We start from the raw sequence: 16,800 nt of genomic DNA, 5'->3' as shown, positions 1-16,800 counted from the left end.
TGAAAAGCAGGCCTTGTGCCTGCTTTTTTTGTTTTTGTGGTAAATGCGTTTTAAAGTGTGGTTTGATGGTTTCTTGAGATATATCCTTCTATTATTGTTTATTTTCAGAAGCCTTGTTGCTGTGTAGTCGCCACTAGGGTTCTTTTCTGGTTTTTTGTGTTAAACGGGATTTTGAGAATATGTTGATTTGGCAATGGGGACTTATTGCATCAAGTGTGCTTTTTTTGGTGATATTCATATTTGTTCTAAGGCGGTATTTATCGCTAAAAAAGTCAGTTTCTGGAACTAATAATATTGCAGATGATAAACCTAGTAAGCAGAAGAGATTAAAAAATGATTTGAAAGAGGCTTCAACGGAAGAAAAAAAGCAATGGCTGATTTTGTTGGATCAACAGCGAAGTATCTGTACTCAGCTTCTTGAAAATTTACCTAAGTCTGACTTTCAGGGGCGTGCTGCTTTGTCTTGTTGGGCAATTTTTTTGGATGTCGAAATACATGTTATTGAGCAATCGGTGCCTAATTCGGACGTGTTAGCGCTCTTAGGGGCATTTAAAGGCATTTTGGATAAAATTGATCGGGCTCAGGAAGTTGATGAGCTTTTGAAAGCGCTAAAAGTAAATCAAACTATACTGCGAGAGCTAAATAAGGTTATTCAAAGAACTAGCGAAAAAGTGTTTGCCCAAGTAAATGTTACATCTGAATTGAATTTACAACTCGAAAAACTTCAAGAACAGCTGGCCAAAGAGGGAGAGTTGGATGGGGCGCTTGCCTTGCTTCGGGCTGAAATGGCAAGTATGTGTGAGTTTGCAGAACGGTTGAAGCTTCATTTAGCTGAAGTTAAGGAAGAGGGTGATAATGCGCTTTACGTTGATGCTCTAGAGGCATTTTTGAGTGATGCCGATGAATCTGTTTTCTTACATTCTGTTCGTTCTGAGTTGGACGATAAAGTGGCAGACCTTAAGCAATTAGCTGCTTATCAAAAAACCATCATTGCGGATCTAAAAGAACATGTTCGTAAGGCTAAGTTGGATCATGAAGGTGATGGAAAGCACATTGGTGCCTATGATGTTTATATCGTCAGACTAGAAAAATCGCTATTAGAAAGTGGTCGAGTGGTTAAGCGCTTAGAAGGGAAGCTGGAAAGTTTACAGGCGATTAAATATAACTTAAATATTGATGTTGTTAAGCGTGATGAGGCATTGAGGCAGAAAGAAGCTCTGCTTGAAAAACAAGGTGTAGACCTCACTCAAGGGATGGATATATATGGTGTTTTTGATGAAGAGCGCAACACCATGAAAAAAATGGAAGATTTGCTTCATCACGACTCATTTACTGAAGAGTCCGACGCTTTTGCGAGTGAGCAGACCTCAAAGCTGAGTTCTTTACGCTTAATGGTGAATGAGTCTGAGCTTTATGTGGAAATGCTGGAAATGGATTTGGAGAAGGCACAGGTCTTGCGTGAAAGTCTTGAGCATAAGCTGCTTCACCCAGACTCGATTATGGACGCCGCAAGTGATGAAAGTCTGGAAATGGATGTTTTGATTAACAAAGACTTAGAGGAAATTGAAAACCTTCGCGAGATTAATGATGAATTGGAGGCTGAACGAAAGCGTCTAGAAGTTGATTTGTACGATGGGCAAGTTCAATCGGAAGAATTTACTAAACTGCAGGGTAAGATAGATGAATTGGATGGAAAAATTGAGTCTGTTCAAAAAAACTATGTAGAAATGGAGGAGCGCTATCTGGCGGCGTTGATGGCTAAAGAAGATGGGTTGTAAAACTGGTCTCTGACGTACTAGCTAATACATCTCTGCTAATGCTCTGGGCCATTTTTAAAAAATGGTTTGGCTGTATTTTAAAAATATTATTTTTAGTATTCATCTGATGGGGATATGGCGTATTTAATTTGTTCGAAGTCAAAGCCACGATATTGTAGGTAGCGTGACTGTTTGGCTTTTTCTTTGAAGTCTGTACTAGTTTCTTCTCCAAATTTTCTTTCTTTTAATTTCTTTGCTAATTCGAACCAGTCAGCATTTGCATCTGTAATGGCTTCATTAGCTTCAGCCTTGTCGATGCCTTTTTGAACGAGCTCTTGTAGTATTCGGTTCACGCCGAGGGGCTTACTTATTCTGCTTCTTATAAAAACTTCAGTAAAGCGCTGGTCATTGAGATAATTTATGTCTTGAAGGTGTGTAATAGTCGAACTGATTTCATTTTCCGTGTTCCCTTTTGCTTTTAATTTAGTGGCCAGTTCTTTTGAGCTGTGTTCTCTATGGCTTAATAGAGACAGGGCTTGGTCAAGTGTTGATATCTTCTGTTCTTTCATGTCGTTTGTTCTTCGTGTCTTTGTAATGTGGGTATTTTATCAGGTTAATAGTGTCTTTTCTGAAATATCCTATTAGACTTTAGTTTTAATAATTTTTGGTTTTTTATTCTTTATATGCACCATAAATAAGGTGATAAAACTGCAAATCTTATGTGATTATGGGGGATATGACTTTGCCATTATTTGGGGGTGTTTCTATGAAGATTTGTGTGCTTGGCGCTGGTGTTGTTGGCCTTACTACTGCGTATTATTTGGTTAAAAAAGGTTTTCAGGTTACGGTCATTGATCGTCAGCCTGGCGTAGCTTTAGAGACCAGCTTTGCTAATGCTGGGCAAATTTCTCCAGGGTATTCGGCTCCTTGGGCTGCGCCAGGTATTCCTTTAAAGGCCATTAAATGGTTAATGCAAAAACATGCTCCATTGAGGGTGAGCGCTGAGCCAGAAATCAAAAAAATAAGCTGGATGGTTAAAATGCTGGGGCAGTGTAATAACGATGCATACAGCGTAAATAAATCCAGAATGATGGCGTTAGCAGAATACAGTCGTGATCAATTTATATCCTTAAGAAAAGACATTGGAATTCAGTATCAGGATGGACAGGGTGGGACGTTGCAACTTTTTCGAAAAGAAGAGCAGGTTGATGCAGCAGAAAAAGACATCAAAGTCTTAAAGGCGCTGGGTGTACCCCATCAGGTGTTATCACCAGAACAGATTGTTGAGCTCGAGCCAGGCCTTCGCCTTGTGATTGAAAAATTCAAAGGTGGATTGAGATTAACAGGAGATGAGACAGGGGATTGCTATTTGTTCTGTCAGTCGCTGAAAGAAACGTGTGAAGAAATGGGGGTTACCTTTCAGTTTAATTCGGATATTAAGTCATTAAGTACCCAAGCGAATAAGTTGAATGGCGTTATCACCGAGCAAGGGCTACAAGTGTTCGATAGTGTTGTTGTTTGTTTAGGTAGTTATTCAAAGGAGCTGCTTAAAGCGTGTGATATCGATATTCCTGTTTATCCAGTGAAAGGATACTCCTTGACGGTTCCTATTTTAGACGCTGCTTATGCGCCAATTTCGACAGTGATGGATGAAACTTACAAGGTGGCGGTAACGCGTCTTGGTGGCCGTATTCGTGCTGCGGGAACCGCTGAGCTCACTGGGTATAACTTGGACTTGCCTAAATCCAGAACAGAGACGATTAGTCATGTTGTAAATGATTTATTTGGTAAAGGCTGTGACCTATCAGAAGCTGAGTATTGGACTGGGTTGCGTCCGATGACGCCAGATGGCACACCGGTTGTTGGTGCTAGCGGTATTGATGGTTTGTATTTGAATACAGGACATGGAACGCTTGGCTGGACAATGAGTTGTGGTTCTGCAGCTGTTATTGCGGATATCATTGCTGGTGATGAAACACAGATAAACTCTCAGGATTTGTCTGTTAAACGTTATAAAAAATAAGGACTTGAAATGGCAAGGCCACTAACCGCAACGATAGATTTGAATGCTATTTTGCAGAACTATCGTTATGCCAAAAAGCTTCAGCCGACGTGTAAAGCGTTTGCTGTCGTTAAAAGTAATGCTTATGGGCACGGTGCGATTGAAGTTGCTCGACACCTTGATAATGAAGCAGATGCTTTTGCTGTTGCTGCGATAGAAGAAGCGCTAGCACTGCGTGAGGCAGGTATTGTTTCTCCTGTTATGTTGCTTGAAGGGGTTTTCGAAGAGTATGAATGGAAGTTGTGTGAACAGCATGGCTTTTGGGCAGCAATTGAAAACACTCAACAGCTGAATTGGTTGTTGGCTAGCCAAGTAAATATTGAAAAAATATTTGTGAAGCTAGATTCTGGTATGCGTAGATTGGGCGCAGATAAAGCGGGTGCATGTGATTTGGTTAAGAAGCTCAGAGAAAGTAATCTGGTGGGTGATGTGTTGTTAATGACGCATTTTTCCTGTGCAGATGATTTATCTGATATCGCGACCATGGAGCAGCTGACGTATTTTGAAAAAGTGCGTCAAGAAATAGGCACCATTGAGGCAAGTGTGGCAAATTCAGCGGCGATCATGAAGTGGGCTGTCCCTGAGGGCGGCTGGATTCGCCCAGGAATCATGTTGTATGGCATATCGCCATTTGCTGATTTGACGGGTCAGCAGTTGGGGTTGGCATCAGCAATGACATTGACATCTAAGGTTATTTCTGTGCGCTCTTTGAAAAAGGGTGAAAAGGTCGGTTACGGCCTGTCTTATGAGGCTGCAGAAGATCACCAGTTGGCGACGGTTGCTGTTGGGTACGGTGATGGTTATGCTCGCCATACTCAAAGCGGTGCGCCATTAGAGGTGAACGCGTCTCCTGCTATGTTGGCTGGGCGAGTATCGATGGATATGATTACGGTCCGTTTTGCTGATGCCAGTCAGTCTTTTGAGATTGGTCAAGAGGTTGTGTTGTGGGGGGGGAGTATTCCGGTTGAAAGCGTCGCGGATTATGCCAGTACCATAGGTTATGAATTGGTGACTAGAATGACCACTCGGCCTCGTTATCAGTACCATACGGTTAGCGAAATCAAATCCTAACAGCCAACTAAAGCCTCATTTTTTCTGGAATAGAGGCTTTAGTTTAAGAATTGCACAAAATAACCTCTAAATTCCTACGGTTTCTTTTGAAAACACCTATCCTTTGCGTGTACTATTTTGTGCTTTTCGTTGCATCGAATAGGTTTTAATTATTCTGCCATTCACGCAATCCAATTCGTCTAGAAAATAGAGATAGAGACTCACCCCATTATGAAGAGTTCTGAATTACGCCAGTCATTTTTATCGTATTTTGAAAGTAAGCAACATCAGATTGTTGAATCCAGCTCATTGATTCCGGGCAATGACCCAACTTTGCTGTTTACAAACGCCGGTATGGTTCAGTTTAAGGATGTATTTCTGGGCGAAGATCAGCGTCCATATACACGTGCGACCAGCTCTCAGCGTTGTGTTCGAGCAGGTGGTAAGCACAATGACCTCGAAAACGTAGGTTATACAGCGCGCCATCACACGTTCTTCGAAATGTTGGGTAACTTCAGCTTTGGTGATTATTTCAAAAAAGAAGCCATTACTTACGCTTGGGAATTTCTAACTGACGTTTTGAAATTGCCAAAAGAAAAGCTACTTGTGACGGTTTACGCAGACGATGACGAAGCGTTTGATTTTTGGCATGACATGATTGGTGTGCCAAAAGAGAAAATTATTCGAATTGGTGATAACAAAGGTGGACGTTTTCAGTCAGATAACTTCTGGGCGATGGGCGACACTGGTCCTTGCGGTCCTTGTTCTGAAGTGTTTTACGATCATGGTGAGCATATTTGGGGTGGGCCTCCAGGTTCTCCGGAAGAAGATGGCGATCGCTTTATTGAAATTTGGAACGTAGTTTTCATGCAATTCAATCGTTCTGCGGACGGCACTATGGTGCCGTTGCCTAAGCCTTCTGTTGATACGGGCATGGGGTTAGAGCGTATTGCGGCGATTCTGCAAGGCGTACACAGCAACTACGAAATTGATTTGTTTCAGAATTTAATCAAGGCTGCTGCAAAATTAGTAGGTACTGACGATTTAAGTGCTCAGTCATTGCGTGTTATTGCCGATCATATCCGTTCTTGTTCCTTTATGATCGTGGACGGTGTTATCCCTTCTAACGAAGGCCGTGGTTATGTCTTACGTCGCATTGTTCGTCGTGCGGTTCGTCATGGAAATAAATTGGGTAAAAAAGGTGTTTTCTTTCATAAGTTGGTAGATGCGTTAGATCTTGAGATGGGTGATGCCTACCCAGAATTGCGGAAGCTGAAAGACCGTGTTGCGTCTATTCTTCTGAAAGAAGAGGAACAGTTTGCGAAGACGCTTGATCAAGGTATGAAAATTCTCGAAGAGGCAATCTCACAGCTGGGCGATAAAAAAATCATTCCAGGTGAAACCGTCTTTAAATTGTATGACACATTTGGCTTCCCTGCAGATTTGACCAATGACGTTGCCCGTGAAAACAGTCTTGAAATAGATGAGGCTGGTTTTGAAGTGGCGATGGATGCACAGCGCGCTAGAGCGCGTTCTGCTAGTAACTTCTCTATGGACATGTCTGGCAGCGTCACGCTCGACAGTGTCACCGAATTTACAGGTTACGATGACTTAGCTGGTCAATGTGAAGTTGAAACCATTCTTGTGGATGGTGTTTCCGTAGACTCTATTGAAGTGGGGCAGTTTGCAGCGGTTGTTTTAAAAAGTACGCCTTTTTACGGTGAGTCTGGCGGACAGGTCGGCGATAAGGGCTGGTTGCGAGGTCCTGGTGCGTTCAAAGTGGCTAATACGACGAAACAAGCCAAGGCGCACTTGCATCAAGGTGAGTTAAAGGAAGGTCATTTATCGGTTGGCGACGTGCTGACGGGTGAAGTCGATCGCTCGATGCGTATGGCAACAACGTTGAATCATTCTGCTACACATTTAATGCATGAAGCATTGCGTCGTATTCTGGGTGATCACGTGACTCAAAAAGGGTCGTTGGTTGATTCTGAGCGTTTGCGTTTTGACTTTTCTCATTTTGAAGGCGTTACTGCGGTTGAAATTGAGCAAATCGAAGACATGGTAAACGAGCAAATTCGTCTAAATCGTCCTGTTGAAACCGACATCATGGACGTTGAATCGGCCAAAGAAAAAGGTGCGATGGCGTTGTTCGGTGAGAAATACGACAGCGAAGTGCGCGTATTGACCATGGGAGCGGACTATTCTATCGAGCTGTGTGGTGGTACGCATGTTAAGCGCACGGGTGATATTGGTCTCTTTAAAATTATTACGGAAAGTGGCATTGCTGCTGGCGTTCGTCGAATCGAAGCGTTAACCGGAAAAGCGGCTATCGATAGTACTCGTCACACTGAATTGCTATTAAGTAATGTGGCTGGATTGGTTAAAGGTAATAAAGAAAATACGTTCGATAAAGTGGTTGCCTTGAATGAACATGCCCGTAGCCTGCAAAAAGAGCTGGATTTACTGAAAGGTAAAATGGCGGCTTTGGCGGGGGCGGATTTGGCGTCTCAAGCAGTTGCGATTGAAGGTGGTAAATTGCTGGTTGCTCAGGTCGAGGTTGCTGATCCAAAAGAGCTTCGTGATTTGCTGGATGAATTGAAGAGCAAGTTAGAGTCGGCGGTTATTTTGCTTGCGGCTGTTAACGATGGCAAAGTTAGCTTGATTGCTGGTGTTACTAAAGAGCTAACGAAAAAAATTAAAGCAGGCGACCTTATTAAGATGGTCGCACCTTTGGTTGATGGTAAGGGTGGCGGTCGTCCTGATATGGCTCAGGCTGGCGGTAATAATCCCGATGGTTTGGCTAATGCGCTGGCATTGGTGCCTGATTGGGTTGTTGAACGGGTATAAATAGGTCCGCTCGATTTGAGCCTTGAATGTAGGTAATGGAAAGATTATGGCGTTGTTAGTTCAAAAATACGGCGGAACTTCGGTAGGCACCGCTGAGCGTATTGAGGCGGTTGCTGATAGGGTTTATAAGTACAAGCAGCAAGGTGATGACATTGTTGTTGTTGTTTCTGCTATGAGTGGTGAAACCAACAGGCTGATTGATCTTGCTAAAAGCATTAGTGATTCACCTAGTGCGCGCGAGATGGATGTCCTGTTGTCAACGGGGGAGCAGGTTACGATTGCGCTTTTGTCTATGGCGCTAATGAAGCGTGGTCTTGATGCTCGTTCTTATACTGGTTCGCAGATTCGTATTACGACCGACAGCGCACATGGTAAAGCGAGAATTCAAAAAATTGATACCGAGGCGATGCGTGCAGATTTAGACGCTGGGCGTGTGGTCGTGGCGGCAGGGTTTCAAGGTTCAGATGAATTTGGCAATATTACGACGCTGGGTCGTGGTGGTTCTGATACGACAGGGGTCGCCTTGGCGGCTGCTTTAAAAGCAGATGAGTGTCAAATTTATACCGATGTGGATGGTGTTTATACAACGGACCCTCGCGTGGTAGACAGTGCACGACGTTTGGATAAGATCACTTTTGAAGAAATGTTGGAAATGGCAAGCCTGGGCTCTAAGGTATTGCAGATTCGCGCTGTAGAGTTTGCTGGCAAGTATCAAGTGCCACTTAGGGTGCTGTCTAGTTTTGTTGAGGGTGAAGGTACGTTGATAACAACTGAGGGGAGTAATAGTATGGAGCAGCCAGCGGTTTCTGGGATTGCATTCAATAGAGATGAAGCTAAGTTAACTCTAAAAGGTGTGCCTGATATTCCAGGTATTGCTGCGCGGATCCTTGGTCCTATTAGTGATGCGAATATTGAAGTGGATATGATAGTTCAAAATGTGTCTGTCGATGGTACAACCGACTTTACTTTTACGGTGCATCGCAATGAATACAATCAAGCATTGTCCACTTTGAATGGTATCGCGAAAGAGCTTGGTGCGATTGCTGTACTTTCTGACGCAAAAATAGCAAAAGTATCTATTGTCGGTGTCGGGATGCGTTCGCATGCTGGTGTGGCAAGTATTATGTTTAGGGCTTTAGCGGCGGAGTCAATTAATATTCAACTGATCTCTACTTCTGAGATTAAAGTGTCTGTGATTATTGATGAAAAATACATGGAGTTAGCGGTTAGGGCGTTGCACTCTGCGTTTAAATTGAGTGATGTGACATCTAGTGTTCGAGAGGCGTAACAATTGGATACATAAAGCCTGTCATTATGGATGGTTTAATTTTTATTGAGAAGCTACAATTAGCTTTGTAGGAATTGCCCTACAGTGTGTGTGGGGCAATTCTTCTATATAACGATTAAAAGCTATTACAGGGAGATATTTTTATGCTTATTCTGACTCGTCGAGTGGGTGAAACATTAATGGTTGGTGATGAAGTATCTGTCACTGTATTAGGTGTAAAAGGCAATCAGGTACGCATTGGTATTAATGCACCTAAAGATGTGTCTGTTCATCGTGAAGAAATCTATCTTCGCATTCAACAAGAGCAAGGGCAGCAGCCTGATGTTCAAGACTCTTAATATTATTTTTTAAATAAATCGCCAAAAAGTCTTTACATGATTTTTTAGCCGTATATACTACGCCGCACTTGTTTGGAGAGTTGGCCGAGTGGCCGAAGGCGCTCCCCTGCTAAGGGAGTATGGGGTGAAACTCATCGAGGGTTCGAATCCCTCACTCTCCGCCATTCAAGTTTGTCTTTTCAGAAACTATTCTTTCTGAACTAAAAAGGCTGGAATTGTTGTAGTGCACCCGTAGCTCAGCTGGATAGAGTACTCGGCTACGAACCGAGCGGTCAGAGGTTCGAATCCTCTCGGGTGCACCATTCCAAATAAAGTATTTTTAAGCTATCCACTTTTAAATACTTCGTGAAAAGATATGCTATGCACCCGTAGCTCAGCTGGATAGAGTACTCGGCTACGAACCGAGCGGTCAGAGGTTCGAATCCTCTCGGGTGCACCATTTAAAAAAAGTATTTTAAGGTTGTCCTCTTTAGAATATTTCTTGTAAAAATATTGCTATGCACCCGTAGCTCAGCTGGATAGAGTACTCGGCTACGAACCGAGCGGTCAGAGGTTCGAATCCTCTCGGGTGCACCATTTTCACTTCCCTCCTAGTTAATTCAATATATTTCTTTATTTTCTGTATTCTGTCTTTTGTTTTTTCATGCTTCTGTAATTGATTCTATTGCTAGTGATAGTTCACTCACGCTTTTGCAGCGTCTTAGTGTTTGTAGATTTTCTCTTATGGCATCGAATTCAAAGCGCAAATGTCCGCACCATTGTTTTAGTCTTCCTAGTGTTGCTACTTCGTCATAGTCTTGTTGTAGGCTTTTTGTGTAGTGTGTGAAAAGCGTGACTAATTCACGCTGATGGTTCTCTATGGTGTTGCCTCGAATGGCGGCTCTTAGATCCTGGTAAATGAATGGATTGCTAAGTGATCCTCTGCCAATCATAAAGTGGTTGCACCCTGTAATGGCTTGGCATCTCAGTAAGGAGCCCACATCGACAATGTCACCGTTTGCCACCACAGTCATTTTAGTTTTATCTTGTATCTCTCCTATTTTTTCCCAGCGTGCAGGTGGCTTGTAACCATCTTTTTTAGTTCTGCCGTGTATGGTTAATTTTCCTGTGCCTGCACTTTCTATCGCAGCAACATTATCAAATAATAATGCTTCATCTTCGTACCCTAAGCGTATTTTTGCTGATACTGGAATGTTTGTCGGTAGTGTTTTTCGGATGGCGTGCATTATGTCGTAAAGAGCGCTTGGAGTTTGCAGTAAGACTGAGCCTCCGCCGTGGCCGTTTACGCGTTTTGCTGGGCAGCCAAAATTGACATCAATATGGGTAGCTCCAGCTTTTACGGCGTTGAAGGCGCTTTCAGCCATCAGCTCGGCGTTGCTTCCTAGAAGCTGTGTGTGAACGGGGTGGTTGTGTTCTGTTTCTGCCTTGTTTTTGTTTTCAGGAACAAGGCGCTTAAAAGTGTGCGCTGGTATTGAATATTGGGTGACTCGGACGAATTCTGAGACGAGGTAATCCATGCCGCCAATTTGCGAAAGCAGTTTGCGCATTGTGTGATCCATGACACCTTCCATTGGAGCGACAGCGAGTATTATTTGATTATTTGGACTGGTATTTTTCAAGAGTAAGGGTGCTTTTGAGGAATTGTTCACGAAATAAGTCTAACTGTTATGCAAAAAAAATATGAAACTGTTCTGGTTTGTGGTAAAAATTATAGCTAATAAATAATAACTAATATTATTTGATGTGCATCTGAGCATATCTAATCAGTACAAACAAGTTGAAAGCAAAGGTATCGATGCTATGAGCGGGTTATTTGAAGATGGTTTGGGGTTGATGGTCTTGGGAATGGGTTTTGTTTTTCTGTTTCTGGTTGTCTTGATTTTCGCTACAGGCTATATGTCACGCCTGTTAAATTATTTTTTCCCTGAAGTTTTACCTGAGATAGTAGCACGGCCTGCGGCTGGCGCTTCTAATTCGTCTGGTGTGGATGCGCAGTTGACGGCGGTGATTACCGCTGCGGTGCATCAGCATAGAAACAATAAAAACTCTTAACTTACTAATATTTAATTTCTTTGAGGCTGAACATGACACTAATTAAGCAACCTCTAGGCATTACCGATGTCGTTTTGCGTGATGCTCATCAATCCTTGTTTGCAACACGCATGCGCATTGACGATATGCTTCCTATCGCTGAAAAGCTTGATCAAGTTGGCTTTTGGTCGCTTGAGTCTTGGGGTGGTGCAACGTTCGATTCCTGTATTCGATTTATTGGTGAGGACCCTTGGGAGCGCATTCGTGAGCTTAAGAAGGCAATGCCAAAAACACCGCAGCAAATGTTATTGCGTGGCCAGAACCTATTAGGTTATCGCCATTATGCTGATGATGTTGTAAATAAATTTGTTGAGCGAGCCGCATTTAATGGTGTAGATGTTTTTCGTATTTTTGATGCGATGAATGACCCTCGTAACTTAGAGACGGCGATTAAAGCGGTTAAGCAACAAGGTAAGCATGCTCAAGGCACTATTTCATATACCAAGAGTCGAGTGCATACCACTCAGAATTGGGTGGATTATGCAAAGACGCTTGAGGATATGGGGGCTGACTCTATTGCTATTAAAGATATGTCTGGCATTCTGACGCCATACGATGCTTTTGAATTGGTGAGTTTGCTTAAGGCGCAAACTCAGTTAGAAGTTCAGTTACATGCGCATGCTACTTCTGGGCTGTCTGATATGACAATTCTAAAGGCAGTCGAAGCGGGAATTGATCGTGTTGATACGGCCATTTCTTCTATGTCGATGACATATGGGCATACGGCGACTGAATCTGTTGTTGCTGCATTGCAAGGGACGGACCGAGATACTGGTTTGGATTTGGCTTTATTGGAAGAGATTGCTGCTTACTTTCGCGAAGTGAGAAAGAAATACGCAAAATTTGAAGGTTCTCTTCGTGGTACGGACTCACGAATTCTTATTGCTCAAGTACCTGGCGGTATGTTGACTAATATGGAAGGTCAGCTGAAAGAGCAGGGTGCTGCGGATAAGTTTGATGAAGTGTTAAAAGAGATTCCAAGAGTTCGTGAAGATTTAGGTTTGATCCCTCTTGTTACGCCAACATCTCAGATTGTTGGAACTCAAGCTGTGTTAAATGTTTTGACGGGTGAGCGATATAAATCCATCTCAAAAGAAACGGCTGGTATTTTGAAGGGGGAGTATGGCGCCGCGCCAGCAGAATTCAATAAGGAGCTTCAAGCTCGAGTGTTGGATGGTGCTGAGGCGATTACTTGTCGCCCTGCAGATTTACTATCTCCAGAAATGGATAAGTTGACCGAAGAGTTGCTTGGCTTGTCACGCGAGAAGAATATCAAATTGGCGGATGATCAAATTGATGATGTGCTGACTTATGCTTTGTTTCCACAGATAGGTCTGAGATTTCTTCAGAATCGTGGTGATGCAAGTGTCTTTGAGCCTGTACCAACATTAGAAGAAACTATTGTTGATAAGCCAGCTTCTGTTGTTTCCGCATCTGAGGCGAGTGTTTACACGGTTGAGGTGTCAGGCCAGCGTTTTGTAGTTCAGGTGTTGGAGGGTGGTGATGTTAGTAATATTCAGCCTGCTGTTAGTGCTACAAGCGCGCCTGCGCAATCCGTTACTCCTGTATCGACCTCAGGTGAGGATGTTCCTTCTCCGTTAGCGGGTAATATTTTCAAGATCTTGGTGTCGCCGGGTCAGCAAGTTGAAGAAGGTGATACTGTGATCATTCTTGAAGCCATGAAAATGGAGACGGAGATTTCAGCGCCTAAATCTGGTGTGGTAGGTTCCATTAATGTGAAAGAAGGCGACTCTGTGCAAGTGGGTCAGTCACTTCTTACTTTGTAGTCTGGGAAAGTATAAAAAATGGAAAACAAATTACTTAATCTTTATCACGATACCGGTATTTATCAGCTTGAGCTCGGTCAGTTTGTGATGATCTGTGTTGGTTTGTTGCTGGTTTATTTGGCAATAAAAAAAGGTTTTGAGCCGTTGCTTCTTTTGCCAATTGGTATTGGTGCGGTTTTGGTAAATATACCTGGTGCAGGATTTATGGCGGCGCCTGTTTATGACGCTGCTGGACACATGACTTCACCGGGTGGTCTGCAATACTATATATATCATGGTGGTATTGAGACTGGCCTGTTTCCCTTGATTATTTTCATGGGTGTGGGGGCTATGACGGATTTCGGTCCTATGTTGGCTAACCCTAAAACTTTGTTGTTAGGTGCTGCTGCTCAGTTTGGTATCTTCGCGACGGTTATTGGTGCGGTATTGTTGGGTGCGTCTGGAATAATGGACTTTACTCTAGCTGATGCGGCTGCGATCGGTATTATTGGTGGTGCAGATGGTCCGACGGCTATTTTTGTTGCCAGTCGCCTTGCTCCTGATTTGCTGGGTGCAATTGCTGTGGCTGCATATTCTTATATGGCGTTAGTTCCTCTTATTCAGCCTCCAATTATGCGAGCTCTGACGTCTAAAGAAGAGCGTTCTATTAAGATGGAGCAGCTAAGGCCAGTAACGAAGAAAGAGAAGATTGTTTTTCCTCTCGTAGTAATTATTTTGGTTGCTATGTTTTTGCCTTCGGCAGCACCTCTTTTGGGTATGTTTTGTTTTGGCAATCTGATGCGTGAATGTGGTGTGGTGGATCGCTTAAGTGATACGGCGCAAAATGCCTTGATTAATATTGTGACTGTCTTCCTTGGTTTAGGGGTTGGTTCGAAATTAAGTTCCGAGGATTTTTTGAATTTAGAAACCTTAGGGATTTTGAGTTTAGGATTGATTGCATTTTCTATCGGTACTGCTGCAGGTATTTTGATGGCAAAACTGATGAATAGATTTTCAGCTGAAGCAATTAATCCATTAATTGGTGCGGCGGGTGTATCGGCGGTGCCTATGGCGGCTCGAGTTGCTAATAAAGTTGGCCTTGAAGCTAATAAACAGAATTTTTTACTGATGCACGCTATGGGGCCAAATGTGGCAGGTGTTATCGGCTCTGCTGTAGCTGCAGGTGTTATGCTTAGTTACGTTGGTGGCTAATAATCTAATCACTATTATAGAAAAGGCGCAGAGGCGCCTTTTCTATTATTTGTAACGTGAACGAAACAAAAGTAAAAAACTTTAAAAAAGGGCTTGCGCTAAAAGATTCAGGCTGTATTATACGCCTCCACTGACACGGACAACGACGCAAACAACAGTTTGTAACTTACTTAGTAAGAACGTTGAACCGAAGATCAGATCGCTCTTTAAAATAGATAATCAGATAATTTGTGTGGGCGCTCGCTAGAGGCTTCAGAAGATCATCGCAGACCGGTTTTACCGAGATGTAGTTGATCAAAAAAATTGAAGTCTTACGAGAGTCTACACGGCAATCGCTTTATGTTGATTTGTTGTTCTTCGGGATGACGAATCGATTAAGTTATAGTTAGTGTAATAAGATTTGAGTGAGCAAACTTTTAACTGAAGAGTTTGATCATGGCTCAGATTGAACGCTGGCGGCAGGCTTAACACATGCAAGTCGAGCGGTAACAGGGGAGCTTGCTCCTGCTGACGAGCGGCGGACGGGTGAGTAACGCGTAGGAATCTGCCTAGTAGAGGGGGACAACATGTGGAAACGCATGCTAATACCGCATACGCCCTGAGGGGGAAAGGAGGGGACTCTTCGGAGCCTTCCGCTATTAGATGAGCCTGCGTGAGATTAGCTAGTTGGTAGGGTAAAGGCCTACCAAGGCGACGATCTCTAACTGGTCTGAGAGGATGACCAGTCACACTGGGACTGAGACACGGCCCAGACTCCTACGGGAGGCAGCAGTGGGGAATATTGGACAATGGGCGCAAGCCTGATCCAGCCATGCCGCGTGTGTGAAGAAGGCCTTAGGGTTGTAAAGCACTTTCAGGGGTGAGGAAGAGTAGTGGATTAATACTTCATTGCTTTGACGTTAGCCCCAGAAGAAGCACCGGCTAACTCTGTGCCAGCAGCCGCGGTAATACAGAGGGTGCAAGCGTTAATCGGAATTACTGGGCGTAAAGCGCGCGTAGGTGGTTTGTTAAGTCGGATGTGAAATCCCAGGGCTCAACCTTGGAATGGCACCCGATACTGGCTAGCTAGAGTATGGTAGAGGGGTGTGGAATTTCCTGTGTAGCGGTGAAATGCGTAGATATAGGAAGGAACATCAGTGGCGAAGGCGACACCCTGGACTAATACTGACACTGAGGTGCGAAAGCGTGGGGAGCAAACAGGATTAGATACCCTGGTAGTCCACGCCGTAAACGATGTCTACTAGCCGTTGGGTTGTAATGACTTAGTGGCGCAGCTAACGCAATAAGTAGACCGCCTGGGGAGTACGGCCGCAAGGTTAAAACTCAAATGAATTGACGGGGGCCCGCACAAGCGGTGGAGCATGTGGTTTAATTCGAAGCAACGCGAAGAACCTTACCTACTCTTGACATCCACAGAACATTTGAGAGATCAGATGGTGCCTTCGGGAACTGTGAGACAGGTGCTGCATGGCTGTCGTCAGCTCGTGTTGTGAAATGTTGGGTTAAGTCCCGTAACGAGCGCAACCCTTGTCCTTATTTGCCAGCACGTAATGGTGGGAACTTTAAGGAGACTGCCGGTGACAAACCGGAGGAAGGTGGGGACGACGTCAAGTCATCATGGCCCTTACGAGTAGGGCTACACACGTGCTACAATGGCGTATACAGAGGGCTGCAAGCTAGCGATAGTGAGCGAATCCCACAAAGTACGTCGTAGTCCGGATTGGAGTCTGCAACTCGACTCCATGAAGTCGGAATCGCTAGTAATCGTGAATCAGAATGTCACGGTGAATACGTTCCCGGCCTTGTACACACCGCCCGTCACACCATGGGAGTTGATTGCTCCAGAAGTAGCTAGCTTAACCCTTCGGGGATGGCGGTTACCACGGAGTGGTCAATGACTGGGGTGAAGTCGTAACAAGGTAGCCCTAGGGGAACCTGGGGCTGGATCACCTCCTTAAACGATAGAAACCTCTGGTGAGCGTTCACACAAATTATCTGATGTCTAATTTATAAGAAGCACAGAAAGTATTTGGGTCTGTAGCTCAGTTGGTTAGAGCGCACCCCTGATAAGGGTGAGGTCGGCCGTTCAAATCGGCCCAGACCCACCAAATACTCGATAAGTAAAAGATATGGGGCTATAGCTCAGCTGGGAGAGCGCCTGCTTTGCACGCAGGAGGTCTGCGGTTCGATCCCGCATAGCTCCACCATTTCTTACTTATTTTCTGTGTGAAAAGATTTAGCTAGAGTCCTAAGCAAGATACTAAGCATCAACACTTCAAGTGCTTGATGATTTTTAGTCTCTGACTTAGTGCTTTGCACTAAACTTGCTCTTTAACAATTCGAATTTTGAAATAACGATAAATCAAGTGTTAAACCGGTGGAAGTT

At 43.9% G+C, this 16,800-nt stretch carries 11 protein-coding genes, 6 tRNA genes and 1 rRNA gene; 16 read left to right on the top strand and 2 right to left on the bottom strand.

The window, feature by feature from the left end; all coding sequences use genetic code 11:
- Nucleotides 1-179 precede the first annotated feature (179 nt).
- The gene (locus M3I01_RS14225) at nt 180-1,778 is read left to right on the top strand and encodes a coiled-coil domain-containing protein (RefSeq protein ID WP_255896530.1); all 1,599 of its coding nucleotides are present in this window, start codon (nt 180-182) and stop codon (nt 1,776-1,778) included.
- A gap of 92 nt (nt 1,779-1,870) precedes the next feature.
- On the opposite strand, the gene M3I01_RS14220 is transcribed toward M3I01_RS14225, so the two are convergent.
- The gene (locus M3I01_RS14220) at nt 1,871-2,326 is read right to left on the bottom strand and encodes a regulatory protein RecX (RefSeq protein ID WP_255896529.1); all 456 of its coding nucleotides are present in this window, start codon (nt 2,324-2,326) and stop codon (nt 1,871-1,873) included.
- 197 nt (nt 2,327-2,523) lie between these two features.
- Here M3I01_RS14220 and M3I01_RS14215 point away from each other — a divergent pair, with 197 nt between their 5' ends.
- The 9 genes from M3I01_RS14215 to M3I01_RS14175 all read left to right on the top strand — a co-directional run bounded on the left by M3I01_RS14215 (nt 2,524) and on the right by M3I01_RS14175 (nt 9,921).
- Nucleotides 2,524-3,780: a D-amino acid dehydrogenase gene (locus M3I01_RS14215; protein ID WP_255896528.1), complete on the top strand. Its 1,257-nt coding sequence runs from the start codon at nt 2,524-2,526 to the stop codon at nt 3,778-3,780.
- 9 nt (nt 3,781-3,789) lie between these two features.
- Nucleotides 3,790-4,890: an alanine racemase gene (alr, locus tag M3I01_RS14210; RefSeq protein WP_275565147.1), complete on the top strand. Its 1,101-nt coding sequence runs from the start codon at nt 3,790-3,792 to the stop codon at nt 4,888-4,890.
- Between the two features lie 210 nt (nt 4,891-5,100).
- Nucleotides 5,101-7,719 carry an alanine--tRNA ligase gene (gene alaS, locus M3I01_RS14205; protein WP_394358981.1) on the top strand — a complete coding sequence of 873 codons (2,619 nt, stop codon included), beginning with the start codon at nt 5,101-5,103 and terminating at the stop codon, nt 7,717-7,719.
- A gap of 46 nt (nt 7,720-7,765) precedes the next feature.
- Nucleotides 7,766-9,007 (top strand): aspartate kinase, encoded by a 1,242-nt coding sequence (locus M3I01_RS14200; protein WP_255896526.1) that lies wholly within the window; start codon nt 7,766-7,768, stop codon nt 9,005-9,007.
- 143 nt (nt 9,008-9,150) lie between these two features.
- On the top strand, nt 9,151-9,345 hold the full coding sequence (csrA, locus tag M3I01_RS14195; RefSeq protein ID WP_255896524.1) for a carbon storage regulator CsrA: 195 nt from the start codon (nt 9,151-9,153) through the stop codon (nt 9,343-9,345).
- A 74-nt stretch (nt 9,346-9,419) separates the two neighbouring features.
- A tRNA-Ser gene (locus M3I01_RS14190) sits at nt 9,420-9,509 on the top strand.
- A gap of 61 nt (nt 9,510-9,570) precedes the next feature.
- Nucleotides 9,571-9,647, top strand: a tRNA-Arg gene (locus M3I01_RS14185).
- 60 nt (nt 9,648-9,707) lie between these two features.
- Nucleotides 9,708-9,784 (top strand) — tRNA-Arg (locus M3I01_RS14180).
- Between the two features lie 60 nt (nt 9,785-9,844).
- Nucleotides 9,845-9,921, top strand: a tRNA-Arg gene (locus M3I01_RS14175).
- A gap of 65 nt (nt 9,922-9,986) precedes the next feature.
- Here the strand turns inward: M3I01_RS14175 and M3I01_RS14170 are convergent.
- Nucleotides 9,987-10,904 carry a tRNA dihydrouridine synthase gene (locus M3I01_RS14170; protein WP_394358980.1) on the bottom strand — a complete coding sequence of 306 codons (918 nt, stop codon included), beginning with the start codon at nt 10,902-10,904 and terminating at the stop codon, nt 9,987-9,989.
- Nucleotides 10,905-11,145: 241 nt separating this feature from the next.
- On the opposite strand from M3I01_RS14170, the gene M3I01_RS14165 reads away from it, so the two are divergent.
- From M3I01_RS14165 to M3I01_RS14140, 6 genes are all read left to right on the top strand, one after another.
- Nucleotides 11,146-11,397 (top strand): OadG family protein, encoded by a 252-nt coding sequence (locus tag M3I01_RS14165; protein ID WP_255896523.1) that lies wholly within the window; start codon nt 11,146-11,148, stop codon nt 11,395-11,397.
- A gap of 32 nt (nt 11,398-11,429) precedes the next feature.
- The gene (oadA, locus tag M3I01_RS14160; RefSeq protein WP_255896522.1) at nt 11,430-13,223 is read left to right on the top strand and encodes a sodium-extruding oxaloacetate decarboxylase subunit alpha; all 1,794 of its coding nucleotides are present in this window, start codon (nt 11,430-11,432) and stop codon (nt 13,221-13,223) included.
- Nucleotides 13,224-13,241: 18 nt separating this feature from the next.
- A complete protein-coding gene (locus M3I01_RS14155) occupies nt 13,242-14,414 on the top strand; it encodes a sodium ion-translocating decarboxylase subunit beta (protein WP_255896520.1) in 1,173 nt (390 codons plus the stop codon).
- Between the two features lie 417 nt (nt 14,415-14,831).
- A 16S ribosomal RNA gene (locus tag M3I01_RS14150) occupies nt 14,832-16,371 on the top strand.
- Between the two features lie 74 nt (nt 16,372-16,445).
- Nucleotides 16,446-16,522 (top strand) — tRNA-Ile (locus M3I01_RS14145).
- A 23-nt stretch (nt 16,523-16,545) separates the two neighbouring features.
- Nucleotides 16,546-16,621, top strand: a tRNA-Ala gene (locus M3I01_RS14140).
- The last annotated feature ends 179 nt before the right edge of the window (nt 16,622-16,800 follow it).

This window comes from Marinomonas maritima, from assembly GCF_024435075.2.
GTDB lineage: Bacteria > Pseudomonadota > Gammaproteobacteria > Pseudomonadales > Marinomonadaceae > Marinomonas > Marinomonas maritima.
Note: the sequence above shows the minus strand (reverse complement) of the source record. Positions and strands in the feature narration are given on the sequence as shown.